Source organism: Sphingobium sp. TomMM7A, from assembly GCF_055397305.1.
In genome coordinates this window covers 1,146,151-1,169,784 of sequence record NZ_AP027311.1, presented here as the reverse complement: position 1 = coordinate 1,169,784, position 23,634 = coordinate 1,146,151, and the positions used below count along the sequence as shown (strand labels likewise).

Annotated in this window: 29 protein-coding genes; 14 read left to right on the top strand and 15 right to left on the bottom strand. The window is 62.3% G+C overall.

The genetic code is table 11. The features are described 5' to 3' along the window. Positions 1 to 27: 27 nt before the first annotated feature. Both hisH and hisB read right to left on the bottom strand, forming a co-directional pair. Entirely contained in the window at positions 28 to 645 is a 618-nt protein-coding gene (hisH, locus tag ACZ5ZH_RS05930; protein ID WP_449473176.1) for an imidazole glycerol phosphate synthase subunit HisH, read from the bottom strand. Continuing rightward, complete coding sequence (gene hisB, locus ACZ5ZH_RS05925; protein WP_196225873.1) at positions 642 to 1,229, bottom strand: imidazoleglycerol-phosphate dehydratase HisB; 588 nt, start codon at positions 1,227 to 1,229, stop codon at positions 642 to 644. Before hisB ends, hisH begins: the two co-directional genes overlap by 4 nt. Positions 1,230 to 1,327: 98 nt before the next feature. Between hisB and ACZ5ZH_RS05920 the strand changes: the two genes are divergently transcribed. The 3 genes from ACZ5ZH_RS05920 (at position 1,328) to ACZ5ZH_RS05910 (ending at position 3,632) form a co-directional block, all read left to right on the top strand. Then, complete coding sequence (locus ACZ5ZH_RS05920) at positions 1,328 to 1,804, top strand: SspB family protein (protein ID WP_449473174.1); 477 nt, start codon at positions 1,328 to 1,330, stop codon at positions 1,802 to 1,804. A 66-nt stretch (positions 1,805 to 1,870) separates the two neighbouring features. Beyond that, a complete protein-coding gene (gene fumC, locus ACZ5ZH_RS05915; RefSeq protein WP_464772476.1) occupies positions 1,871 to 3,253 on the top strand; it encodes a class II fumarate hydratase in 1,383 nt (460 codons plus the stop codon). A gap of 40 nt (positions 3,254 to 3,293) precedes the next feature. Next, positions 3,294 to 3,632 (top strand): hypothetical protein, encoded by a 339-nt coding sequence (locus ACZ5ZH_RS05910; protein WP_196225876.1) that lies wholly within the window; start codon positions 3,294 to 3,296, stop codon positions 3,630 to 3,632. Here the strand turns inward: ACZ5ZH_RS05910 and ACZ5ZH_RS05905 are convergent. Next, a complete protein-coding gene (locus tag ACZ5ZH_RS05905; protein WP_464772475.1) occupies positions 3,629 to 4,228 on the bottom strand; it encodes a DUF2585 domain-containing protein in 600 nt (199 codons plus the stop codon). The two genes, ACZ5ZH_RS05910 and ACZ5ZH_RS05905, sit on opposite strands and share 4 nt — an antisense overlap. A gap of 27 nt (positions 4,229 to 4,255) precedes the next feature. On the opposite strand from ACZ5ZH_RS05905, the gene gmk reads away from it, so the two are divergent. After that, positions 4,256 to 4,921, top strand: a complete 666-nt coding sequence (gene gmk, locus ACZ5ZH_RS05900) for a guanylate kinase (protein WP_196225878.1) — start codon at positions 4,256 to 4,258, stop codon at positions 4,919 to 4,921. Between the two features lie 53 nt (positions 4,922 to 4,974). On the opposite strand, the gene ACZ5ZH_RS05895 is transcribed toward gmk, so the two are convergent. Both ACZ5ZH_RS05895 and lgt read right to left on the bottom strand, forming a co-directional pair. Continuing rightward, a complete protein-coding gene (locus ACZ5ZH_RS05895; protein WP_464772474.1) occupies positions 4,975 to 6,045 on the bottom strand; it encodes a class I SAM-dependent methyltransferase in 1,071 nt (356 codons plus the stop codon). Further along, on the bottom strand, positions 6,035 to 6,937 hold the full coding sequence (gene lgt / locus ACZ5ZH_RS05890; protein WP_464772473.1) for a prolipoprotein diacylglyceryl transferase: 903 nt from the start codon (positions 6,935 to 6,937) through the stop codon (positions 6,035 to 6,037). The genes ACZ5ZH_RS05895 and lgt overlap by 11 nt, the downstream gene beginning before the upstream one ends. A 158-nt stretch (positions 6,938 to 7,095) precedes the next feature. On the opposite strand from lgt, the gene ACZ5ZH_RS05885 reads away from it, so the two are divergent. Beyond that, positions 7,096 to 7,806: a helix-turn-helix domain-containing protein gene (locus ACZ5ZH_RS05885; protein ID WP_464772472.1), complete on the top strand. Its 711-nt coding sequence runs from the start codon at positions 7,096 to 7,098 to the stop codon at positions 7,804 to 7,806. Between the two features lie 240 nt (positions 7,807 to 8,046). Here the strand turns inward: ACZ5ZH_RS05885 and rplI are convergent, their stop codons facing one another. The 9 genes from rplI to ACZ5ZH_RS05840 form a co-directional block, all read right to left on the bottom strand. Continuing rightward, positions 8,047 to 8,643, bottom strand: coding sequence for a 50S ribosomal protein L9 (gene rplI / locus ACZ5ZH_RS05880; RefSeq protein ID WP_449473163.1), 597 nt, complete (start codon positions 8,641 to 8,643; stop codon positions 8,047 to 8,049). Positions 8,644 to 8,656: 13 nt separating this feature from the next. Beyond that, a complete protein-coding gene (rpsR, locus tag ACZ5ZH_RS05875; RefSeq protein ID WP_004212076.1) occupies positions 8,657 to 8,881 on the bottom strand; it encodes a 30S ribosomal protein S18 in 225 nt (74 codons plus the stop codon). A gap of 13 nt (positions 8,882 to 8,894) precedes the next feature. Continuing rightward, positions 8,895 to 9,326, bottom strand: coding sequence for a 30S ribosomal protein S6 (gene rpsF, locus ACZ5ZH_RS05870; protein ID WP_449473159.1), 432 nt, complete (start codon positions 9,324 to 9,326; stop codon positions 8,895 to 8,897). A 160-nt stretch (positions 9,327 to 9,486) separates the two neighbouring features. Then, complete coding sequence (locus ACZ5ZH_RS05865; RefSeq protein ID WP_464772471.1) at positions 9,487 to 9,888, bottom strand: BLUF domain-containing protein; 402 nt, start codon at positions 9,886 to 9,888, stop codon at positions 9,487 to 9,489. 144 nt (positions 9,889 to 10,032) lie between these two features. Beyond that, positions 10,033 to 10,410: an RcnB family protein gene (locus tag ACZ5ZH_RS05860; RefSeq protein WP_449473156.1), complete on the bottom strand. Its 378-nt coding sequence runs from the start codon at positions 10,408 to 10,410 to the stop codon at positions 10,033 to 10,035. A 124-nt stretch (positions 10,411 to 10,534) separates the two neighbouring features. Further along, positions 10,535 to 11,740, bottom strand: a complete 1,206-nt coding sequence (locus ACZ5ZH_RS05855) for an ABC transporter permease (RefSeq protein ID WP_464772470.1) — start codon at positions 11,738 to 11,740, stop codon at positions 10,535 to 10,537. A 181-nt stretch (positions 11,741 to 11,921) separates the two neighbouring features. Continuing rightward, positions 11,922 to 12,620 carry an ABC transporter ATP-binding protein gene (locus ACZ5ZH_RS05850; protein WP_464772608.1) on the bottom strand — a complete coding sequence of 233 codons (699 nt, stop codon included), beginning with the start codon at positions 12,618 to 12,620 and terminating at the stop codon, positions 11,922 to 11,924. Positions 12,621 to 12,624: 4 nt separating this feature from the next. Then, on the bottom strand, positions 12,625 to 14,052 hold the full coding sequence (locus ACZ5ZH_RS05845) for an efflux RND transporter periplasmic adaptor subunit (protein WP_464772469.1): 1,428 nt from the start codon (positions 14,050 to 14,052) through the stop codon (positions 12,625 to 12,627). After that, on the bottom strand, positions 14,045 to 15,493 hold the full coding sequence (locus ACZ5ZH_RS05840) for an efflux transporter outer membrane subunit (RefSeq protein ID WP_464772468.1): 1,449 nt from the start codon (positions 15,491 to 15,493) through the stop codon (positions 14,045 to 14,047). The genes ACZ5ZH_RS05845 and ACZ5ZH_RS05840 overlap by 8 nt, the downstream gene beginning before the upstream one ends. A gap of 171 nt (positions 15,494 to 15,664) precedes the next feature. Here ACZ5ZH_RS05840 and fabD point away from each other — a divergent pair, with 171 nt between their 5' ends. The 5 genes from fabD (at position 15,665) to mltG (ending at position 20,199) form a co-directional block, all read left to right on the top strand. Further along, positions 15,665 to 16,600 carry an ACP S-malonyltransferase gene (gene fabD, locus ACZ5ZH_RS05835; protein ID WP_464772607.1) on the top strand — a complete coding sequence of 312 codons (936 nt, stop codon included), beginning with the start codon at positions 15,665 to 15,667 and terminating at the stop codon, positions 16,598 to 16,600. A 17-nt stretch (positions 16,601 to 16,617) separates the two neighbouring features. Continuing rightward, the gene (gene fabG, locus ACZ5ZH_RS05830) at positions 16,618 to 17,358 is read left to right on the top strand and encodes a 3-oxoacyl-[acyl-carrier-protein] reductase (protein ID WP_464772467.1); all 741 of its coding nucleotides are present in this window, start codon (positions 16,618 to 16,620) and stop codon (positions 17,356 to 17,358) included. 191 nt (positions 17,359 to 17,549) lie between these two features. Then, positions 17,550 to 17,783, top strand: coding sequence for an acyl carrier protein (locus tag ACZ5ZH_RS05825; RefSeq protein ID WP_006950224.1), 234 nt, complete (start codon positions 17,550 to 17,552; stop codon positions 17,781 to 17,783). 174 nt (positions 17,784 to 17,957) lie between these two features. Continuing rightward, on the top strand, positions 17,958 to 19,217 hold the full coding sequence (gene fabF, locus ACZ5ZH_RS05820; protein WP_449473145.1) for a beta-ketoacyl-ACP synthase II: 1,260 nt from the start codon (positions 17,958 to 17,960) through the stop codon (positions 19,215 to 19,217). A 10-nt stretch (positions 19,218 to 19,227) separates the two neighbouring features. Beyond that, positions 19,228 to 20,199 carry an endolytic transglycosylase MltG gene (mltG, locus tag ACZ5ZH_RS05815; protein WP_460986005.1) on the top strand — a complete coding sequence of 324 codons (972 nt, stop codon included), beginning with the start codon at positions 19,228 to 19,230 and terminating at the stop codon, positions 20,197 to 20,199. A 170-nt stretch (positions 20,200 to 20,369) separates the two neighbouring features. Here mltG and ACZ5ZH_RS05810 read toward each other — a convergent pair whose 3' ends face one another. Continuing rightward, positions 20,370 to 20,789 carry a sugar transporter gene (locus ACZ5ZH_RS05810; RefSeq protein ID WP_464772466.1) on the bottom strand — a complete coding sequence of 140 codons (420 nt, stop codon included), beginning with the start codon at positions 20,787 to 20,789 and terminating at the stop codon, positions 20,370 to 20,372. A gap of 95 nt (positions 20,790 to 20,884) precedes the next feature. On the opposite strand from ACZ5ZH_RS05810, the gene ACZ5ZH_RS05805 reads away from it, so the two are divergent. Genes ACZ5ZH_RS05805 through ACZ5ZH_RS05790 form a run of 4 tightly spaced genes read left to right on the top strand, consistent with a single transcriptional unit; the run spans position 20,885 to position 23,599 of the window. Next, positions 20,885 to 21,424, top strand: a complete 540-nt coding sequence (locus ACZ5ZH_RS05805; protein WP_460986003.1) for a peroxiredoxin — start codon at positions 20,885 to 20,887, stop codon at positions 21,422 to 21,424. A gap of 37 nt (positions 21,425 to 21,461) precedes the next feature. After that, positions 21,462 to 21,953, top strand: a complete 492-nt coding sequence (locus tag ACZ5ZH_RS05800) for a 2'-5' RNA ligase family protein (protein ID WP_464772465.1) — start codon at positions 21,462 to 21,464, stop codon at positions 21,951 to 21,953. A gap of 58 nt (positions 21,954 to 22,011) precedes the next feature. Beyond that, entirely contained in the window at positions 22,012 to 23,007 is a 996-nt protein-coding gene (gene hemB / locus ACZ5ZH_RS05795; protein WP_449473137.1) for a porphobilinogen synthase, read from the top strand. A 4-nt stretch (positions 23,008 to 23,011) separates the two neighbouring features. Next, a complete protein-coding gene (locus tag ACZ5ZH_RS05790; RefSeq protein ID WP_464772464.1) occupies positions 23,012 to 23,599 on the top strand; it encodes a gamma carbonic anhydrase family protein in 588 nt (195 codons plus the stop codon). Positions 23,600 to 23,634: the final 35 nt, after the last annotated feature.

Genomic DNA, 23,634 nt, shown 5'->3' with positions numbered 1-23,634 from the left:
AATATCCGAACGGGCGGCGAAGTGGGGTCACGGACGCCACTTCAGGAAACGGGAGAGGAAGGAAAGGCCATAGGTCTGGCTCTTTTCCGGATGGAATTGGCAACCGATGATCGTGTCACGCGCGACTGCGGCCACCAGCGGCCCGCCATGATCGGTGATGGCGGCGACATGGGCGGGATCGGCAGCTTCGAAATGATAGCTGTGGAGGAAATAGGCCTCGCCCGGCTCCAGCAGAGGCGGAGCGCCGTTCAGCACGACCTTGTTCCAGCCCATGTGCGGCACCTTGATCGCGGGGTCGGTCGGCTCGATCCGCCGAACCGTGCCGGGAATCCAGCCCAATCCTTCATGCCGTCCGAACTCTTCGCCTGCATCAGCGAGCAGTTGCATGCCGACGCACACGCCAAGGAAGGGCGTGCCGCGTTGGCCCACTGCCTCGTTCATCGCGCCGATCATGCCGGGAATGGCGGACAGCGCATCCATGCACGCGCGGAAGGCACCTACGCCCGGCAGGACGATGCGGTCAGCCTTCGCCACTACCTCAGGGTCGGCGGTGATGACGGCATCCTCCGCCCCCGCCTTGCGCAGGGCATTATGGACCGAATGGAGGTTGCCTGCGCCGTAGTCGATGAGGGCTAGCGCAGTCACAACATCCCCTTGGTGGACGGGATGGCGTCCGCCTTGCGCGGGTCAATCTCAACCGCCTGCCGCAGCGCGCGGGCGAGCCCCTTGAAGCAGCTTTCGACGATGTGGTGATTGTTGCTGCCATAGAGATTTTCGACGTGCAGCGTGATCCCGGCAGCCTGCGCGAAGCTGTGGAACCAGTGTTCGATCATCTCGGTGTCCCATTCGCCCAGGCGCTGCACGGTGAAGGGCGCGTTGAACACCAGCCAGGGACGGCCAGAAATGTCGAGCGACACGCGCGAAAGCGTCTCGTCCATCGGCGAATAGACGCTGCCGTAGCGGGTGATGCCGCGCTTGTCGCCCAGGGCCTTGGCAACAGCCTCGCCGATGGCGATTGCCGTATCCTCGGTCGTGTGATGCTGGTCGACATGCAGGTCGCCGACCGTGCTGACCGTCATGTCGATCAGCGAATGCCGCGACAGCTGCTCGATCATGTGATCGAGAAAGCCGATGCCGGTGGAGACGGTATAGATGCCCGTTCCGTCGAGATTGACGGTCACGTCGATCTGCGTTTCCGCAGTGTTGCGGTGAATTTCGGCCGTGCGCATGGCTGCGCCCTATACCGAAGTGGGGGTGGCATGCAATGTGGCGTTGCATGTGCGGGGCGCACTTGACCAGCCGCGCCGCGCCGTTAGGACAATGGGGGATGAGCGACGACTTGCCTGACAGCCTGATTCCCTACGACGAAATCGTGCAGGAGGCGCTGCGTGCCGTGGTCGGCCGCGTGCTTGGCGAAGTCGAGCATTCTGGCGGTCTGCCGGGTTCGCATCATTTCTACATCACCTTCAAGACGCAGGCTCCCGGAGTCGCGATCCCCAAGCAATTGGTGGAACGGTTCCCGGACGAGATGACGATCGTCCTTCAGAATAAATTCTGGGATCTGAAAGTCAGCAGCGACGGGTTCGAGGTCAGCCTGACATTCAATCAGGTTGCGTCGCATCTTGTAATACCCTTTGCCGCCATCACAGCCTTCGTGGACCCCGCAGTGAATTTCGCGCTCCAATTCCAGGTGCAGTCGGACGGACTGCCCGAGCCGCATGAGGAAGCGGAGAATGACGCGCCGCTGGTCACGACCGAAGACGGCTCCAACGTCGTGACTGTGGATTTCGGCAAGAAGAAATAAGGGCTGGCGGATAGCCGCCTTACCTCCCAGATTGGCTACCTGACTTTACGTTCCGGGAGCCTTTGCATGGAAAGCCGCACCGAAACCGACAGCATCGGCGCCATAGAAGTGCCCGCAAGCGCCTATTGGGGCGCGCAGACCCAACGTAGCATCGAAAATTTCCCCTTCGGAGCGATGGAGCGCATGCCCATCGGGATCGTCCACGCGCTCGCCATCGTCAAACAGGCTGCGGCGCGGGTCAATCGCGCGGAAGGATTGGCGCCGGAACTGGCCGAGGCGATAGAGGCGGCCTCCGCCCGAGTGATCGCGGGCGATCATGACGACCAATTCCCCCTCGTCATCTGGCAGACCGGCAGCGGTACCCAATCCAACATGAATGTGAATGAGGTGATCGCGGGCATCGCCAACGAAGCGCTGACTGGCAAGCGGGGTGGCAAATCCCCGGTTCACCCCAATGATCATGTGAATATGGGGCAGTCGTCCAACGACAGCTTTCCGACCGCGCTTCACATCGCCGCCGCCCGCGCCGCGACGGAGCAGCTCTTTCCCGCGCTCGACCGGCTCCATAAGGCTCTGGACGATAAAGCGGAGGCATGGGGTGGCATCGTGAAGATTGGCCGCACCCATCTTCAGGACGCAACGCCGCTGACGCTGGGGCAGGAATTTTCGGGTTACGCGCATCAGCTGTACCGCTGTCGCAATCGGATCGAGCCTGCCGTCATGCACGGGATGATGGCGCTCGCCCAGGGTGGAACCGCCGTGGGCACGGGGTTGAACGCGCCCAAGGGCTTTGACGTCGCCATGGCAAGGGAGATTGCGGCGATCACCGGCCTGCCGTTCCGCACGGCCGACAACAAGTTCGAGGCGCTGGCCTCCAACGATCCGCTGGTGCATCTCTCCTCAACCCTCGCCACGCTGGCCGTCGCACTTACCAAGATCGCCAACGACATCCGCCTGCTTGGCAGCGGGCCGCGCTCAGGACTTGGCGAACTGGACCTTCCCGCCAATGAACCGGGCAGTTCGATCATGCCAGGCAAGGTCAATCCGACCCAGTGTGAGATGCTGACCATGGTGGCCGCGCAGGTTATCGGCAACCATCAGGCCGTGACGGTCGGCGGCCTTCAGGGACATCTGGAATTGAATGTCTTCAAACCGATGATCGGCGCTGCCGTTCTGCGTTCCATCCATCTGCTGAGCGTCGGCATGGACAGCTTTGCCGAACGCTGCGTCGACGGGCTGGAGGCGAACGAGAAGCGCATTGCGGAACTGGTCGACAGGTCGCTGATGCTGGTCACCGCCCTCGCGCCCGAGATCGGCTATGACAACGCGGCAAAGATCGCGAAACATGCGGATGCAGAAGGGCTCACGCTCAAAGAGGCGGGCCTTGCGCTTGGCCTGATCGATGAGGAAAGTTTTGATCGGCTGGTCCGGCCTGAAAATATGGTGTGAACTGGCGGAACCGCCCGTCCTGCGATACATTGATCGCCATATGAAGAAGATCACGTCCAAACAGCCGCTTGTCACCGTCCGCCCGCCGCGCAAGGCGGGGCTGCTGCGAAAGACGGCACGCCTGGGCGCGGCCGTCGTCGCGGCCCGCGTTGCTGCGGCTACCGGAAAGAAGGGCGTGGTCGGACTTATCGCGGGCATGGGCGCAAAGCGGTTGATCATGCGCTATCCGATGGGCGCGCTGTTCGTCACCGGCGCTTATCTGGCGGGCAAAGCCTATGAGACAAAGCGCGAAGTCGATCGCAAACGTGCGGTGAAAGCGCTGCCTGATCTTAGCAACGAACCGGTGCCTATCACCGAAGCCCGCACGAAAAAGGCCTAAAGGGCTGACTGCCAGCTTTTTACGGCTTCAATCGGCCAGGCAAGCATCAGCACGTTAAGCGTCAGATTGTCGCGGATCGCCACTAGCGCGATGATTTCCAGTGCGATGCCAGCGCATATCGTCACCGCGACCGGCGCACGGGCCGCGAAGAGGAAGCCGAACGCCATCATGCCGATATCGCTCATCGAATTCAGGATGCTGTCGCCACTATAGCCCAAAGCGATCGTCGCCGCGCGGTAGCGGTCAATGATGATCGGCGAGTTCTCCAATATCTCCCAGACGGATTCGACCAGCACCGCCAGCGCAAAGCGTGGGCCAACCGGTTGCCGCCGCGTCAACGCCCACGCCCCTGCGTAAAAGAAGAAGCCGTGGATCACATGGCTGAGGCTGTACCAATCCGCGATATGCTGGCTGTTGCCGCTGTCCAGCGCCCCATGCCAAAGCTCGACATGGCCGCATGTGCAGATGGGCGGCCGTGCCATCAGGAATAGCAGCGCGCAGGTCAGCAGTACGATGATCCCGGCGGCAACGAAGCCCCGGCGGTTGCGTAGTGCCTTGCGTCTCAACGATCGTCCCCCTTCACGGCCTCTTGCCAAACGCGTTCCACGGCGTCACTAGCGGCCATGGCCGACAGCATCCCTATTGAGGCGCCCGATTTCAAGCGGCGTGGCGTGCTCTTCGTTCTTTCCTCGCCTTCCGGCGCGGGCAAATCCACCATCGCGCGCAAGCTCCTGGCTGCTGAGTCGGACCTTGCCATGTCCGTATCCGCCACCACGCGGCCGATGCGTCCGGGCGAAGTGGACGGCAAGGACTATCATTTCGTCGATCTGGAGGAATTTCGCCGGATGACGGCGGAGCATGAATTTCTCGAATGGGCGCACGTCTTTGGCCAGCGCTACGGCACGCCGCGCGCGCCTGTCGAGGCCATGTTGAAGAGCGGCCGCGACGTACTTTTCGACATCGACTGGCAGGGCGCTCAGCAGCTGCATCAGATCGCCGGGGGCGATGTCGTGCGCGTGTTCATCCTGCCTCCCTCGATGGAAGAGCTGGAACGCCGCCTGCGTGGCCGTGCGACTGACAGCGAGGAAGTGATTGAAGGCCGCATGTCCCGCGCCGCCAATGAAATCGCGCATTGGGACGGCTATGATTATGTTCTCTGCAATGTCGATGCGGAGGATTGCTTCAGGCGGGTTCAGACAATCCTTCATGCAGAGCGCATGAAGCGCAGCCGCCAGACCGGCCTTATCGGCTTCATTCGCCGGTTGAGCCGTTATCATCAGGAAGATTGAGGAAGCGTAGTTTTCCCGCCTCCGTTGGTTTCGAGCGACGGCGAGAGACTGGTCTACCTCTCAAATCCCGCCGGTTCCGCCCAATCCGGATGCACCCAGGCCATCGCCTTGAACAGCGTCCCCATGGCGTCCTCGGCAGTCAGTCGCAGTCGCGCAGCCTCCACCTCCGTCGCCCGCGCGGGAGATGTGCGGGCCAGCTGATCAGCCCGCGCATCAATGCCTAGCTTTCGCAGCAACTCGCCCTGGTTCACCGGCCCCAGCACTCGCAGACCCGCCTGCCGCGCCATATTGCCTATCATGGTGAAATCGACATGGGTCGTAAGATCGCTTTCGCCCGGTTCCCGGAAAGGGTCCGCAAACTGGTGTTCGCGCACGGCCTGCAAAGTGTCGCCGATCGCTGGACCTTCATAGCCATAGTCGATGATGATCGCGGCGCCGCCTTGCCGAGCGATCCGCTGCGCCAGTTCCAGCGCGATGGCGGTCCCAGCCAGCGGTATTTCGATGATCGCTCCGTCCGGAGCGTCTGCGGCGATGGTGGGAATGCCCGATTCGACCCGCCGATAGCCCGGCCCGGCCTCGAAACGGTTCGAGTCGGCCTCATCAGGGCAGATGACCACCCGCTCGCGCCATTCGTCACCCGAACGGATGATCTGGCGGACGGGCAGGGCGTCGAAAAACTCGTTCGCGACGACCAGCAGCGGCGCATTGTCCGGCAAGGCGGCGACGCTGTCATGATGAAAGACGTTCGGGACGAGCGCGCGTTGCCGCTCGCGCAGGGTCGGGCTGGTTTCCACGAAATGGGGTTGGGGCGTTAATCCCGCATTGCCCATGGCGCGCAGCGCATCGGACGCGAGGGTGCCGCGCCCCGGACCAAGCTCAACATAAAGCGCGTTCGGACGGCTACCCGATCGCATCCACAGGTCTGCCAGGCACAGGCCGACCAGTTCGCCGAACATCTGGCTGATCTCCGGCGCGGTGGTGAAATCGCCTGCCGCTCCCAGAGGATCGCGCGTGCCATAATAATGCTGGTTCGCCTCGGCCATATAGTGTGCGACCGAGATTGGCCCCCCGGCGTCAATCTGCCGAGCCAGACGCTGGGCGAGGGTCAGCGGTTCAGCTGACACTCGCGCTCCCCGCGATTGGCTCCACGCGAACGCGGCGGCCCTTTGCGGTTGCTATCAGGTATAGGCCGCCGAGGATCATCGGAACGCACAACCACTGGCCCATGTGAAGGCCGGTTCGCGCGGCAAATTCCATCAACTGCGCGTCAGCTTCGCGGAAATATTCCACGCCGAAACGGAATATGCCGTAGCCCAGCAGGAAAATCCCCACCAGCATTCCCGGCTTGTAGCGGGCGCGCGTCTTCCAGAAGGCGAAGGCGAGGATGAGGAACAGCACGATACCTTCGAAAAAGGCTTCGTAAAGCTGGCTCGGATGGCGAGGGAAGGGGCCGCCGGTCGGGAAGATGATGGCCCACGGCACGTCCGTTTCCTTGCCCCACAGTTCGCCATTCACGAAGTTAGCGAGGCGGCCGAAAAGCAGTCCGAAGGGCACGCAGCAAGCGACGAAATCATGGATACGTAGCCAGGACAGCTTTTCCTTCCGCGCCATGTAGAGGATGCCCAGCGACACGCCAGCCGCCCCGCCATGGAAGGACATGCCGCCGTTCCACAGTTTGAAGATGTCCAGCGGATTGCGCAGGATTTCGGGCTGGTAGAAGAAGACATAGGCGAGCCGCCCGCCGATGATGATGCCGAGCGTTGCATAGAAGATCATGTCATCGGCATGCCGCCGCGCCATGGGAGAACCCGGCTGGGCGATGAGTTTCAGCAGATACCAGTAGCCGATCAATATGCCCGCCAGATAGGCGAGGCTGTACCATTTGAGCGTGAAGAAGCCGAGGTCGAGCGCGACCGGGCTTAGCCCCAGCTGATCGAAACGAATGGCGCCCGAAGCCGCGGCGGCAAGGTCTAGGATCAAGTTGTCGGTCCCCTTCGGAAATATGGCCTTCGCCATAGAGCAGGATAGGGTAAGGAGGAAAGGGGGCTGTTATTTTCATCCGGGTACGGAATGACGGCTGAACAGAATTGGGGGCGGGGAAGAGTGGCTCGGATCGGTCCAACCCGCTTCAGGCATTAACTTACTGTAAACCCGTTAAATGCGAGTATCATAGCATGGCTATCGATCCGATCATGGAGCAATCCCCCGAGCCCGGCGACAAGCGCGCCGATATTCGTTGGCCCATTCGCCTTGAGGTGGCCGAAGCACTGGGCGAGGGATCGGCCGACGTCGTGGTTCACGATATCTCCACGGCGGGGATGCTGATTGAAACGAGCTCAAAACTGCAGCTTGGCCAAGACGTGCTTTTGTCCCTGCCCGAAGCGGGTTCCGTCTCCGCCCGCGTCGTGTGGCAGGATGAACCGTTATTTGGATGCCGTTTCGATGAGGCGCTCCCCCAAGCCGCTGTCAGCGCGACCCGGCTTCGCAGCACGGTGCGCAGCAATGGCAGGCCGATCGACCATGCCGCCGATGCGCAAAGCCCTGAAATGTTTCCTGCGCGTCTGCGCCGGTTGCGCCGCGAACGCGGCCTCAGCCGGGAAGCGCTTTCCAGGTTGACGGGTTTCAGCAAGCCCTCGCTCTGGGCGTGGGAAGTGGGCAAGACCATGCCCCGGCGCAGGAGCCTGATCGCCCTCGCCCAGGCATTCGGCCTGACCGAGCAGCAGTTGCTTGTGGGTGAGGCGGTCGCGCCGTCCCAGGGTCCCGCAGGGGCGAGCAATGCCCGTCTGGGTCAGCAGCTTCATGATGTCATCGACTCAGCGAAGCGGGAAGTCGCGAAACACGCAGGCGTCGATGTCTCGCAGGTGCAGATCCGCATCGATTATTGAAGCGCTATCGGGCGGGCGCCTGGGCCGAATTTTACTCCGACCCGTCCGTTCGCTTAGGCTTGGCGAAGGGCTCTGTCTTTTGGACAGGAAACCGCTTCGACAATCTGGCTTCCTAGCGGCTTTCCTATGTAAATAATGACCCAGTTCCAGCAGGATCGCAACATTCAGCAATCCGCTAACCAACCAACAAAAAAGCCGCCCGGTTAGGGGCGGCTTTCTTTTTTGGTCCGTTGTGGAAACTCAGGCTTCTTCAGCCGGAGCTTCTTCCGCTTCCACGGCGATTTCGCCGGGTTCCGCGTTCGGATCATAATCTTCGGTGAAGCCAGCCTCGTCCTTTTCGAACAGGTCGGCCATCACGTCGACGCCCTGCGCCTGCAGATCAGCTTCTTCCGGCGAGCGAGCGACGTTCACCTGAATGGTGACGGCGACTTCGGGGTGCAGCGCAACCTTGACGTCGAACACGCCGAGCGTCTTGATCGGGCGTTCCAGCACGACCATCGCCTTGGTGACGTTGGTGACACCGTCAGCCTGCAGCGCTTCCACGACGTCGCGAACTGCGACCGAGCCGTAGAGGTGGCCGGCGTTCGACGACTGGCGGATCAGGACGATCTGCTTGCCGTTGACGCCCTCGGCAGCCTTTTCAGCGTCGCCACGGCGGGCGGCGTTGTCGGCTTCGATCTTCGCGCGGTTGGCTTCGAAGACCTTCTTGTTGGCGTTGTTGGAGCGCAGCGCCTTCTTGTTGGGCAGCAGGAAGTTACGAGCGTAACCGTCCTTCACGGTGACGACGTCACCGATGGCGCCCAGCTTCTCGATCCGTTCGAGGAGAATGATTTCCATGAGTCTTACTCCCTCACTTCACGATGTAGGGCAGCAGGCCCAGGTGACGGGCGCGCTTGATGGCCTGGGCCAGCTCACGCTGCTTCTTGGCGGACACCGCAGTGATGCGGCTGGGGACGATCTTGCCGCGCTCGGACACGAAGCCCTGCAGCAGACGGACGTCCTTGTAATCGATCTTCGGCGCATCCTTGGCGGCGAAGGGGCAGCTCTTGCGGCGGCGGAAAAACGGGCGTGCCATTGTTCAGATCTCCTTATTCGCCAGCCGGGGCTTCTTCGCGGTCGCGGCGCGGGCCACGATCTTCGCGGGGGCCACGATCGCCACGATCGCCGCGCGGGCCGCGATCACCACGTTCGGAACGCTCCTGCTTGCGCATCATGACCGACGGGCCAGCTTCCAGCTCATCGACCTTGACGGTCATGTAGCGGATGATGTCTTCGTTGATCTGCGTCTGGCGCTCCAGTTCCGCGACGACACCAGCGGGGGCGTCGATGTTCAGCATCACATAGTGAGCCTTGCGGTTCTTGGCGATCTTGTAGGCGAGGCTGCGCAGGCCCCAGGTTTCCACCTTGGTCACCTTGCCAGCATTATCCTCGACGATCTTGGTGGCGGTTTCCGCCAGTGCGTCCACCTGCGCCTGTGCCAGATCCTGGCGCGCAAGGAACACATGCTCGTAAAGAGCCATGGGTATTGCCTCATCTGTTGGCCGATCGCTGACGCCCACCCCATGTGGAACGCCCCTCCGGCTGTCGTCTCAAGCATTTTTCGCACAGGATCCGAGTCACCCCGGCCCACGCGAAGCGGCGCCTATGGCGGAAATGCGCCGGGTTGGCAAGGAAGACTTCTCAGTTGCGGTGCATCTCGGCCGTGCCGATGAAATGCGCCCGCGTGGAGGCTCCCGCCCGGTCGAGCAACGCGGCGACCTTGTGCTTCAAAGGCTCGGAAGGACGGAAGGGGTCGTCATAGGCCATGCCCCATTCACCGAACTCACGGGCATCGATCTCCTGCTTGCGCAGCATCACGAGCCCCCGGTGGCGGTCATCGAGGCCGATCCGGTTATAGATCCGCTCGACATTGTCCTTTGGCCCTTCGAGCACCTGGAGAAAGCGCTTGCCATTGTAGAGCAGCAATCCGGTCACGTCTTCGCCACTGTTCCTGCGCGAAGCAGCCAGCGCGATCGTCGCGCACTGGCTGGGTGAGACGGCGCCTGTCGCGCTGCTGATATACATGATCTGATACAAGGACATGTTGCTTCCCGGAAAATATCGAGCCCCTTGCCAAGCGTTTTTAATCCTCAACGGTTTAAACATTATGTTTGATATAGATCATGAAGCGCCCCGGAGGGAGAGAGGTCCCCGGGGCGCTTACTGGCCGCTCGGTCGAGCGAAGCCTTAACGGATTGCGCTGCCTATAACCGCGCCGATGATCCCGCTGGTGATCGCGACCAGTACCGCATCATTGCCGGAACGGACCCAGTGATAACCGCGCGGCGGGGCGTTCAGGCGATAGTCGCGATAATCGTTGATAACGCGATAATCGCGGGCATAGCGGCGGTCGAAGCGCTGACCCTTGCCCCAGCGGCGATAGTCGTTCTTGCGCACGACCGTCTTGTGCTTGACCACCCTATGCTTGACTACGGTGCGGCCATGCGGGCCTTGATGGACGACGCGGGTCATTTCGCGATGCGGCGCGGCCTGCGCCTGCGCGGCGACCATGGGGCTTGCCACCATCGTCGTTGCGGCCAGCGTCATCAGCAGTTTCTTGATCATCTCACTTGCTCCTTTGCTCTTAATCTGTCGCGCCTTTGCTTCGGCGTTGAAGACAGATTTAGGCCGCACTTGTCGCAAGCTTGTGCCGATGAGACGGTTCAACTGTCTGAAATTGTAACAGAGCCTATTCGTGCCGCAGGGCATCGATGGGATTGAGTGCCGCTGCCCGTCGCGCCGGAAAATAGCCGAACACCACCCCGATTGCCGCCGAAAAGAGGAAGGCGATCATGTTCACCTTCACATCGAAAATGAAAGGCACCTGCATCAGCGGGGCGATGGCAATCGACGCGATTAGCGCGAGGATCAGGCCGATCAGCCCGCCCAGGCAGGATAGAACGATCGCTTCCACCAGGAACTGCATCAACACTTCCCGCGCGACAGCGCCGATGGCCAGGCGGATGCCGATCTCGCGGGTGCGCTCGGTCACCGAAACCAGCATGATGTTCATGATGCCGATCCCGCCCACTAGCAGGGAAATGGCTGCGACCGCCGCTACGATCTGGGTGAGGATGGTGGTGGTCCCGGTCAGCGTGTCGCTGATCTGCTTGGTGTCGAAGACGTTGAAATTATCCTCCGCCCCCGGCTTCACCTTGCGCCGTTCGCGCATCAGTCCTTCCAGGCTGGCCTGCACCGTGGAGGTGTCATAAGCGTCGTCCACCGCGATCATGATCTGGCTGATGTCGCGGTCGCCGGTGAAGCGGCGCTGCACGAACTTGATCGGCATGACGACGACATCGTCCTGATCGCCAAAGCCCCCTTGGCCGCGTGTCGCTAAAGCGCCGATGACCTGACAGGATACGCCCTTGATGCGCAGACGCTTGCCTGTGGGATCGCTTCCCTGAAACAGGTTGGTGCGTACCGTATTGCCGATGATGCAGACGGCTTTGCCAGCCTCTTCCTCCTCCGGCATGAAGAGGCGGCCCGCGTCAACCTTCCAGCTCTGCACCTCGAAATAGGAAGCGGTCGTGCCATAGACGGTGGTCGACCAGTTGCTGCCCTCATAGATGGCGGTGCCGCTCGACTGCACCAGCGGCGCGACGGCGCGAACGCCCGTCAGCTGATTCTCGATCGCGGTCAGATCGGCTGGCTTGAAGTCTGGCGGTCTAGGTCCACCGCCGCCCCGGCCAAAGCCTTGGCCGGGGCGCAGCTGCAACACATTGGCGCCGAGCGAACTGATCTGCTCCCGCACCGCCGCCGTCGCGCCATTGCCCAGCGTCACCATGGTGACCACCGCCGCCACGCCGATGATGATCCCCAGCGTCGTCAGGAAGCTGCGCAGCTTGTGCCGGTTGATCGCCCGGAACGCCAGGGTGACGGTCGTGCCTAGCATCCCATTCTCCTCTCCCCTTCAGGGGAGAGGATAGGGAGCCTTGCTGCTTCAGCAGCTAGGCGGACTTGGAGAGGGGGAGGGGACGCGCGATCCCCCCTCATCCAACTGCGCCTAGGCGCCTTCGTCGCCAAGGCTCCGTATCCTTCTCCCCGGAGGGGCGAAGGTTTGAAGGAGAACATGCTCACGCCGTCACCCCCGTATCGATCCGCTCCACCAGCCCGTCCTTGAAATGCACGATCGTGCGGGCATAGGCGGCCATGTCGGGTTCATGCGTGACCATTATCACGGTAATGCCGCTATTCCGGTTGAGGTCGGCCAGCAGTTCCATAATCTCTATCGATCGTTCTGAATCCAAATTGCCCGTAGGCTCGTCGGCCAGCAGCACGGCAGGCTGCGTCACGATTGCCCGCGCAATGGCGACGCGCTGCTGTTGGCCGCCAGACAGTTCAGCGGGCGTGTGGTCCCACCATTCTTTTAATCCCACCTTGTCGAGCGCCCCCATCCCCGCGTCATAGCGGCTCTTCTTGTCCTCGCCTCGATACAGGAGCGGCAGTTCGACATTCTCAAGCGCGCTCGTCCGGGACAAGAGGTTGAAGCCCTGAAACACGAAGCCCAGATAGCGGCGGCGAAGCAACGCCCGCTGGTCGCGGTCCAGCGTTTCGACATGGCGTCCCTTAAACAGGAACTCGCCGCTGCTGGGTACATCGAGGCAGCCGATAATGTTCATCGCTGTGGACTTGCCCGAACCCGAAGGCCCCATGACCGCCACGAAATCCCCTTCCTCAACGTCCAGGTCGATACCCTTTAGCGCCTGAAAGGCGGTGGCGCCCGAACCATATATCTTGGTCACGCCGCGCAGGGAAATGATCGGATCAGCCACCGTGTCAGGTTCCGCTCTGCCGTCCGGTGCCGCGCTGTTCGCCGCCGCCAGAACGATCACGCCGCTGGCCGCCACCGTTCGTGTCCTCCGAAGGCGGTTCCTGCCCTGCCGCCAACTGGCCCGTGATGACCCGCATCCCCAGCTTTAACGCGCCGCCGGTGATCGCCGTACGCGCGCCGTCGCTGGCGCCGACGGTCACTTGCACGGCCTTGGGATTCCCGTCCTCTCCCACGACATAAACGGTCTGGCTACTGCCGATGCCGAAGCTGACCTGCCGGTTGGCGCCGCCACGGCGGAAGCGGCGAGAGCTAGGCACGATTTGGCTGGTGATGCCGCCACCCTGACCGGCGCCCGTGCTCGGCTTGAACCGTAATGCGGCGTTGGGAACCAGCAGGACGTTGCTCAGCTGCTGCGTCACCACGTCGGCTGTCGCCGTCATGCCGGGGCGCAGCGTCTCATCCTTGTTATCGACGCCTAGCACCGCCGTGTATGCCACCACCGTTCCAGCCGTGCTGGCCGTTGTGCTGCTTCCCGATGAGGAGGATGACGAACTGCTCGAAGCGTTGGAGCCGACATTGACCCGCGTCACCCGAGCGGGAAAGCTCTTTCCGGGAAAGGCATCGACGGCGAAAGTCGCCGCCTGCCCTTCCTTCACCTGACCGACATCGGCTTCGTCGACCGCGACTTCGACCTCCATCTTGGTCAGGTCCTCGGCGATGGTGAACAGCACAGGGGCATTGAAGGACGCGGCCACCGTCTGACCGGGTTCAATGGCGCGGGACAGGACGACGCCGGTCACCGGCGACACGATCTGCGCGATGGAAAGATTGGTCTGCGCCGTCGCAAGCTGGGCCCGTGACACACTGACCTGGGCCTGCTGCGCGCGCAAATTGCCTAAGGCGGACTGATAATCAGCACGAGCCGCATCCAACTCCGTCTTGGCAGGCACACGCCCACCCGACAGGCGGAAGACGTTCAATTGCCGGTCGAGCGTCGCCTTGGCGAGCGCAACCTGCGCCTGCGCCTGACTTACGCTGGCTTGCGACGCCGCCACCTGCGCCCGGTTCTGGGTGACCGAATCCACTAGACGCCGCGTATCGAGTTCAGCCAGCCGCTGCCCCTTCGTCACGCGATCATTCACATCGACATAGACGCGCGTGATCTTGCCCGATTGTTCAGAGCCCACATCCACCTGATTGATTGGCTTCAAATTGCCGGTGGCCGACACCGTCACCGTCAAGTCGCCGCGCCGCACCTCCCGCGTGGCGAAGTTCGGCTTGTCCTCGCCTGAAAAACAGCGGGCAAGCAGCAGGATAAGGATCAGCAGCGCCAGCGCCACCACGCCCCGAACCACCCATTTGCGCCAGGGTTTTTCGGGACGCGCGCCGAGAAATTCGTCGAGATCCTTGTCCGTGCTCACATCTTTACTCATTGGGGCGGTTGTCCATATTCTGCCAGCCGCCACCCAGCGCATTATAAAGCTGGGCGATGGCAAGGACCTCATCGGCTTGCGCAGCCGCAAGGCTGTTGCGCGCGTTCAACAGCGTCGTTTCGGTGTTGGAAAGCGTCTGAAAATCGATCAGCCCAGATTGATACTGGCTGCGCGCTAGAAGGGCGGCATTGTTCGACGCATCGAAGGCGGTGGCGAGCTCGGCCTTGCGTTGGCGGGCGCTGTTCAGGGACGCCATGGCATTTTCGACATCCTCAAGCGCGGTCAGCACGCTCTGCTTATAGGCGGCGAAAGCAGCGTCCGTAGCGGCCCCTTGCGATCGGACCTGGGACGCTAGCCGTCCCCCATCAAAGATGACCTGCGCGACATTGGCAAAGACGCCGCCGGTGATGATGTCGAACAGGCTTTTGATGCTGGTTGCGTTGGAGCCGATATTGCCGCTGATCCCCAATGACGGGTAAAGCTGCGCCTGCGCCACGCCGATCCGCGCTGTCGCCGCCGCCAAATTCCTCTCAGCCGCGCGGACGTCGGGCCGCTGGCGCAGCGTATCGGCGGGAATGCCGGTAGCGATCATGGTAGAAGCAACCGGGATCGGGGCAGGGGCTTCCAGCACGCGCGTCGCTTCACCAGGCGCTTGCCCGGTCAGCACGGCAATGCGATTCAGGCTGCCGCGCAGGCTCGCCTCCAGCTGCGGGATCGCCGTGTTCGTCTGGGCAAGCTGGGCGCGGGCCTGCTGCTCATCGAGTGATGAAACCAGCCCAGCCTGAAGCCGCCAGTTGGCGATGTTGTAGTTATCCTGCTGAATGGCTTGGGTTTCGCGGGCGATGCGCAACTGCTCCTGCGCCTGCCGTGCCTGAATATAGTTGGTCACCAGTTCGGCTATGATGGTCAGTCGCACATTGGCAAGGTCATAGCCGGACGCGGCCAGATCCGCGCGCGCAGCCTCAGCCGACCGGGCCAACTCCCCGAACAGGTCGATCTGCCAGCTCGCATTCGCACCCAGCGAATAGCTGCTGCTCCATTTATCCGATCCGGTGGATACGACATTGCCGTCGATGACGCGCGTGCTGCCGCTACGATTGGAATAATTCCGTCCGCCAGAACCCGACGCGTTGACCTGCGGCAGGAAAGCCGCCCGCGCCTGCGCCAGCGACTCCCGTGCCTGCCGCAACCGCGCCTGCGCCTGCACGATGTCCAGGTTGCTGGCCACCGCCTGATTTATCAGCCCTGTCAGCACCGGATCGTTCAGCCGGGTCCACCAGCTTGCCAGATCCGCCTCGCTCAGAGCGCCGCTCACAGGATCGGTGTAGTAGCTGCCCGGCACACCCAATGCAGCCGGTTGCGGCGCCCGATAGTCAGGCCCTGCCGCGCAAGCCGAGAGCGTCAAAGCCGTCCCGCTGATCCAGCCAATGCGATATCGCACCTTTTCCTTGCACTCCGTCGTCGTTAAAGGGACGCCACCTTGGGGGTTGAGGCGGTCCAGTCAGGGAAACTGCCGAAAGGGACCTGATGTCTCAACGGCATTTGTGTCTCAAAGTGTAACGATGTTGAAAAACGGCGCTTTTGCAGGCGTCCTTGCGTCAGAAGGTGAATGATGAGGGCATTTCTGTTTCCGGGGCAGGGTAGCCAGTCGGTTGGTATGGGTAAGGCTTTGGCCGAAGCGAGCCCGGCCGCGAAGGAACTGTTTCAGGAGGTCGATGACGCCCTGTCGCAACATTTGTTCCGCATCATGGTGGAAGGCCCCGAAAGTGACCTCACCCTCACCGAAAATGCGCAGCCCGCGATCATGGCCAATGCGTTGGCGACGTTGCGGGTGATGCAGCGCGAGGGCGGCTTCTCGCTGGCGGAAAAGGGCGATTTCGTCGCCGGACACAGCCTTGGCGAATATAGCGCTCTGTGCGCCGTGGAAGCCTTCGACATCGGCACGACCTCGCGCCTTCTAAAGCTGCGCGGCCAAGCGATGCAGGCGGCCGTCCCGGTGGGGGAGGGCGCGATGGCGGCCCTGCTTGGCGCCGACATCGAAAAGGCGCAGGCACTGGCGGACGCGGCGGCGGAAGGCGAAGTCTGCACCGTCGCAAACGACAATGATCCGAGCCAGGTGGTGATTTCCGGCCATCGCGGCGCAATCGAGCGCGCCGTTGCTCTGGTGAAGGACCATGGCATCAAGCGCGGCGTGCTGCTCCCCGTTTCGGCGCCCTTCCATTGCCCGTTGATGCAGCCCGCTGCGGAAGCGATGGACGAGGCACTGGCTAAGGCCCCCATCAACACCCCGCTGCTCCCCGTCTATGCCAACGTCCTCGCCGCACCGATCGCAGACCCCGACGAGATCAAGCGCCGCCTGGTCGAACAGGTAACCGGCCGCGTCCGCTGGCGCGAATCCGTCGCCGCCATGTGGGACGCGGGCGTGACCGAGTTCGTCGAACTGGGCGGCAAGGTGCTCGGCCCCATGGTCAAGCGCATCGCCCCCGATGCCACTGTCCGCAGCGTCGTCACCATGGACGACATCGAAGCCACCCTCGCCGCTCTCTAAGATAAGGATAAAAAGCTATGTTCGATCTGACAGGCATGACCGCGCTGGTGACTGGCGCTTCGGGTGGCATCGGTTCAGCGATCGCCCGGTCGCTCGCGGCGCAGGGTGCGACGCTCGCGCTTTCGGGCAGCAATGAGGAAAAGCTCAAGGCTTTCGCTGCTGAGTTGGGCGGCGATCACAAGACGCTGGTCTGCAACCTGTCCGATCCCGCAGCAGTCGACGGCCTCGTGGCTCAGGCCGTGGAAGCGCTCGGCGGCAAGATCGACATTCTCGTCAACAATGCCGGCATTACCCGCGACAACCTCATCATGCGGATGAAGGATGATGAGTGGTCGGACGTCATCTCGGTCAATCTGGAAGCCGCCTTCCGCCTTGCCCGTGCCGCTGCCAAGCCGATGATGAAGGCGCGCTTCGGCCGCATCATCTCGATCACCTCGATCGTCGGCGTCACCGGCAATCCCGGTCAGGCCAATTATGCCGCGTCAAAGGCGGGCATCATCGGCATGTCCAAGTCGCTGGGCCAGGAACTGGCGAGCCGGGGCATCACCGTCAACTGCGTCGCGCCCGGCTTCATCCGCTCGGCAATGACCGACGCGCTCAATGATGCGCAGAAGGGCGCCATCCTTCAGAAGATTCCCGCAGGCGACCTCGGCACAGGCGAGGATATCGGTGCTGCGGTTGTCTATCTCGCCAGCCGTGAGGCAGGCTACGTCACTGGCCAGACCCTGCATGTTAATGGCGGCATGGCGATGATCTGAACCTTGAAAGAGGCAGAAAGCGGCCACTCATCCATCGCAATTGGACGGCCTTGTGCCATTCAGGCGCATGGAAGGGCGGGAATCATGCGTTTCGATCTTTTCTTGCCTCTTGCCTCCGTCGGGGCTTGCCTCTAGGGCATGCCTTAACAAATATTCACAACCTCAACGATACCCAGTAAAAAGGACCACTCATGAGTGAGACCGCGGATCGCGTTAAGAAAATCGTCGTCGAACATCTGGGCGTCGAAGCCGAAAAGGTGACCGAGGATGCAAGCTTCATCGATGATCTGGGCGCAGACAGCCTCGACATCGTTGAGCTGGTGATGGCGTTCGAAGAAGAATTCGGCGTGGAAATCCCCGACGACGCAGCTGAGAAGATCGGCACCGTCAAGGACGCGATCGATTATATCGACAGCAAGCAGTAAGAATGTTGTGCGGCTGACCGGGGGTCGGCTGCCTGCGTCTTTTGAAGGAAATGGCTCCTCCTGTCCGGCGAATCCGGTCTTGGGGAGCCTTTTCGTATCTGGTGCACCGTTCACAAGCGCTCTCGAAGCAGCTAAGGAGCGGCCCAAACCTATGAAGATTTTCGGAGCAGATATATGCGTCGCGTTGTCGTAACCGGCCTCGGCATGGTGAGCCCGCTTGGCGGGAATGTCGAAACTACCTGGAAGAACATCCTTGCTTCGAAGTCCGGCGCCGCGACGATCGCGCGCTTTGACGCCAGCGAATATAAGTGCCGCATCGCCTGCGAAGTGAAGCCCGCGGACCATGAATATGGCTATGATCCGAGCCTGGATGTCGATCACAAGATCCAGCGGCAGGTCGATCCTTTCATCGTCTATGGCATTTCCGCCGCCAGCCAGGCGCTGCGCGATGCGGGCCTCGACAATATGAGCGAGGAAGAGCGTCTGCGCGCCGGTTGCTCGATCGGGTCGGGGATCGGTGGCCTGCCGGGCATCGAAAGCGAATCGCTGGTGCTGGCCAACAAGGGGCCGAGCCGGGTTTCCCCCCACTTCGTCCACGGCCGCCTCATCAACCTGATTTCCGGTCAGGTCTCGATCAAATATGGCCTCATGGGTCCCAACCATGCGGTGGTCACTGCCTGCTCGACCGGCGCGCATTCGATTGGCGACGCCGCGCGCATGATCGCGATGGACGACGCCGACGTCATGCTGGCGGGCGGCGCGGAAAGCGCGATCTGCCCGATCGGCATTGCCGGTTTCGCCCAGGCGCGCGCTCTTTCGACCGCGTTCAACGATACGCCGGAAAAGGCGAGCCGCCCTTATGACGTCAACCGCGACGGCTTCGTCATGGGCGAAGGCGCGGGCGTGGTTGTGCTCGAAGAATATGAGCATGCCAAGAAGCGCGGCGCTCACATCTATGCCGAGGTCATCGGTTATGGCCTGTCCGGCGACGCCTATCACGTCACGGCGCCGCATCCAGAGGGTAGCGGTGGCTACCGTTCGATGGAAATGGCGCTCAGGAAGTCGGGCCTCAGCCTCGCGGACATCGACTATGTGAACGCGCACGGCACTTCGACCCCGCTGGGCGACGAGCTGGAGCTGGGCGCGGTCAAGCGGCTGTTCGGTGACAATATCTCGACCATGTCGATGAGCAGCACCAAGTCGGCGATCGGTCACCTTCTGGGTGGTGCGGGCGCGGTGGAAAGCATCTTCTGTATCCTCGCCATGCGCGACCAGATCGTACCGCCCACGCTCAACCTTGATGAGCCGAGCGAAAGCTGCGCGGGCGTCGATCTTGTCCCGCACGTGGCCAAGGAGCGGAAGGTGCGCGCCGTCCTCAACAACAGCTTCGGCTTCGGCGGCACCAATGCGTCGCTCATCATGAAGGCGATCTGAGGATAGAGCCATGCGGCGGTTCGGGCTGGTTATCCTTGCGATCGGCCTGGCCGTCGCCGCCTTCGTGGCATTCCGCTTCGTTTATGGCTGGACTGAAGCGGGGCCTGCGCCGCGCGACGTCACTGTCATCGTGCCTGATGGGGCGACCGTAGCGGACGCCGCAGTCCTTCTGAAACAGGCGGGCGCGGTGCGCTCCGCCGACGCATTCCTCACCCGGACCAAGGTGTTCGGGCGTGGAAAGTCGATCAAGGCGGGCGAATTCCTGATCCCCAAGGGCGCCAGCAACGCCGACATTTTCTCGATCCTTCAAGGCGGCAAGACGTTGACCCGCCTCGTCACCATTCCGGAGGGCATGCCTTCCATCATGGTGCATGAACGGCTGATGGCGAATGACGAGTTGACCGGGGATGTCTCGGTCCCCGCCGAGGGCAGCGTGCTTCCCGACAGCTATGCGTTCGACAAGGGCGAAAGCCGCGTCGCCGTGCTCAAACGCATGCAGGACGCGATGACGCGCACTCTCGCCAAGCTATGGGCCGAACGCGCGCCCAACAGCGTGGCGAAATCGCCCAAGGAGGCGCTCATCCTTGCCAGCATCGTTGAAAAGGAGACGGCTATTCCGTCGGAACGACCTACCGTCGCGGGCGTCTATGGCAACCGCCTGAAAGCCGGGATGATGCTTCAGGCCGACCCGACCATCATCTACCCGATCACCAAGGGCAAGCCGCTCGGCCGCCGGATCAAGAAGTCGGAGATCGCTGCGGTTAACGACTATAACACCTACGCGATGACAGGCCTGCCCAAGGGGCCGATCGCCAATCCCGGCAAGCTGTCGATCCTGGCCGTGCTGCATCCCGCCGAAACAAAGGCGCTCTATTTCGTCGCTGACGGAAAGGGCGGCCATATCTTTGCCGACACGCTCCAGCAGCATAATGAGAATGTCCGCAAATGGTTCGAAATCCGTCGGGCGCGCGGAGAGCTTTGAGCAACGCTAACGATTTCTTTCGTCATCCCAGCGAACGCTCTGATCTCCCCGGCTAGGGCGAGAGCAATCGAGAGAGATGCCAGCCTCCGCTGGCATGACGGAAGGATGAAGCGACTGAACGACCGCCGCGGAACGATGGTGGGGCCGAAATAGCGCCTACTCTGCCCAGTTCACCGCAGCACACCCGTCGCCCTCAACCGCATCGCATAAAGCCACTGCCCAACCGCAATGGCGAATATCGCCGCCGGAAACACCGCCGCCGGTGCGCCCTTCACCGCCCACAAATCGGTGCCCAAAAAGCTGTAGCCAAACTGCACCACGACAGCGACCATCGACAGCGCGAACAACGCCACTGCCGCCGCCTTCCGCAGCAACAATAGCATGGCTCCAGCCGTCCCTGCGCCCACCGCAACAGCATAGGCCGCCCAAGCCCAATCCGGCATCTCTGTAAAGATGCGAGCGGTGTAGGGATCGCTTTTCGCCAGCGCCACCAGATCAGCGCCATATTGCATGGCAAAGGCCGCCACGCCGATCAAATTCCAGATCAGCAGGCCGATTGCGATGAATTTGAAGGATCGTGACGTGCTCATATGAGTTTCCCCTCCCTGAAGCCTTTGCCCACGTAGCCGACCATCATATAGATGCGTTTCACTGCGTGAAAGCATGCTGACCGGGAGATGATGAAATGCTCGGACGTTCCATACCTGATGTAACGCTGAAGACCCGCGTGCGCGACGAAAGCGTTGGCGGCCCCAATCCTTTCCGCTGGCAGGATGTCCAGACGGGCGACCTGTTCAAGGGTAAGCGGGTGGTCGTATTTTCGCTGCCGGGTGCCTTCACCCCGACCTGTTCGACCGAACAATGCCCTGCTTTTGAACGCTTCTACGACGATTTCAGGGCGCTGGGAGTGGATGACGTCTACTGCATTTCGGTCAATGACTCCTTTGTCATGTACCAGTGGGGCAAGCATCTCGGCATCAAGAATGTGAAGCTGCTGCCCGACGGATCGGGCGACTTCACGCGCCGTATGGGCATGCTGGTGAAGAAGGATCATCTGGGCTTTGGTGACCGGAGCTGGCGCTACGCCATGGTGGTCGATGACGGCCAGGTGGTCGCATGGTTCGAGGAGCCTGGCATCAACGATATCGGAGAGGATGACGATCCCTATGGCCAGACGAGCCCGGAACCGGTGCTGCAATGGCTAAAGGAACATCCGGCTGACTGAAGGCACGGGCACCGCGCCGATCCTATTGACGGCGCTTATGGGAGCGGAGGATTTCGCCTGGGCGGATGGCCTCCGCCGCGCCCATTTCCCGCCGGAACGCAACAAGGTGCCCGCGCATATTTCGCTGTTCCATCATCTGCCGCCGACGCTGCTGCCTGAACTGAGCGACCGGATGAAGCGGTTGTGCGCCGCGCCGTCGCCGCTCGCGATGATAACCGGCGTCATGTTACTCGGCCGGGGCGTCGCGTTCGGCCTTAATAGTGACGGCCTGCTCGCCATTCGGGACGAACTGGCCGAAGCTTTTCGCGGCTTGCTCACCCCGCAGGATCAAGCGCGTCCCCGCCTGCACATCACCGTCCAAAACAAGGTGGAGCCATCGCTCGCTCGCGCACTTGCTGATCAGTTGAAGGCAGAGTTTCGTCCCCGCCCGCTCCGCATCGCGGGTCTAGCGGCCTGGTATTATCGCAGCGATGGATCGTGGGATCTCGCCAAGAAGGTGAGCTTTCGTTCCGCGCGCATCCTTACATAGCTCCGACATGGCACAGCGGAACCTTGATCGGGCGGTCCGGGCGGCCTAAACCCCGCCGATGACCCACGCTTCTTATCCGGCGCTCCGCCTGCGCCGCACCCGCGCCGCCGCCTGGACCCGCGCGCTGCACGCCGAAAATCGCCTGCACCCGAGCGACCTCATCTGGCCGCTCTTCGTCACGGAAGGGCAGGGGGTGGAGGAACCGATCGCGTCCCTTCCGGGCGTCTCGCGCTGGTCGGTCGATGGCATGGTGGCCCGCGCGCGGGAAGCCCGCGACGCTGGCATTCCCTGTCTCGCGCTGTTCCCCAACACGCAGGCCGATCGCCGCAGCGATGATGGGGAAGAAGCGCTTAACCCCGACAACCTGATGTGCCGCGCCATCCGCGCGATCAAGGACGCAGTGCCGGACATCGGAATCCTCACTGACGTCGCGCTCGATCCCTATACCGCCCATGGCCAGGACGGCCTGCTTGACGAGCAAGGCTATGTCATCAACGACGCCACGATTGACGTGCTGATCGGCCAATCCCTGAACCAGGCGGCGGCGGGCGCGGACATCATCGCGCCCAGCGACATGATGGACGGCCGCGTCGGTGCGATCCGCGAGGCGCTGGAGGAAGAAGGCCACGCCAATGTCCAGATCATGGCCTATGCCGCCAAATATGCGAGCGCCTTTTACGGCCCGTTCCGCGACGCGGTCGGCTCCAGCGGCCTTCTGAAGGGCGACAAGAAGAGCTACCAGATGGACCCGGCCAACAGCGAGGAAGCGCTGCGCGAAGTGGCACTCGACCTCGCGGAGGGCGCGGACAGCGTCATGGTGAAGCCGGGCCTGCCCTATCTCGACATCATCGCGCGGGTGAAGGACCGGTTCGAGGTGCCCGTATTCGCCTATCAGGTGTCGGGCGAATATGCGATGATCGAAGCCGCCGTCGCTGCGGGAGTGGGCAATCGCGACGCGCTGGTGCTGGAAACGCTGCTAGCGTTCAAGCGCGCCGGTTGCTCGGGCGTTCTGACCTATCACGCGCTCCACGCCGCGCGGCTGCTGGGAGCCTGACGCCATGCCCGATCATCCGCACGCCGCCCATGCCGATCATCCCGGCGCCACCATCCTGAGCTTTGGCGGCAAGACCCCGGTCATCCACCCCAGCGCTTTCATAGCGCCGGGCGCGCGCATCATCGGCGATGTGGAGATCGGGCCGGATAGCAGCATCTGGTATAATTGCGTGGTGCGCGGCGACGTCAACGCTATCCGCATCGGCGCGCGCACGAATATTCAGGACGGCAGCGTCATCCACTGCGACGGCCCCGATCCCGCCAAGCCGGATGGCTGGCCCACGATCATCGGCGATGATGTCCTGATCGGCCATATGGCGATGATCCACGGCTGCGAACTCAAGGACCGCGCCTTTGTTGGTCTTGGCGCAGTGGTGATGAACGGCTGTGTCATCGAAAGCGACGCGATGCTGGCCGCCGGAGCGCTGTTAGCGCCAGGCCGCAGAGTCCCGCACCGGCAGCTTTGGACCGGCCGCCCCGCCAAATATGTGCGCGATTTGAGCGACGAAGCGCTGATCAACATGCGCGAAGGCGTTGACCGCTATGTCCACAATGCAAAGGCGCACAAGGGCGCGTTGAAGGCGGAGGGATGAAGGAAAGGGTGCCTCCCGACCATCTCCGTTCGCCC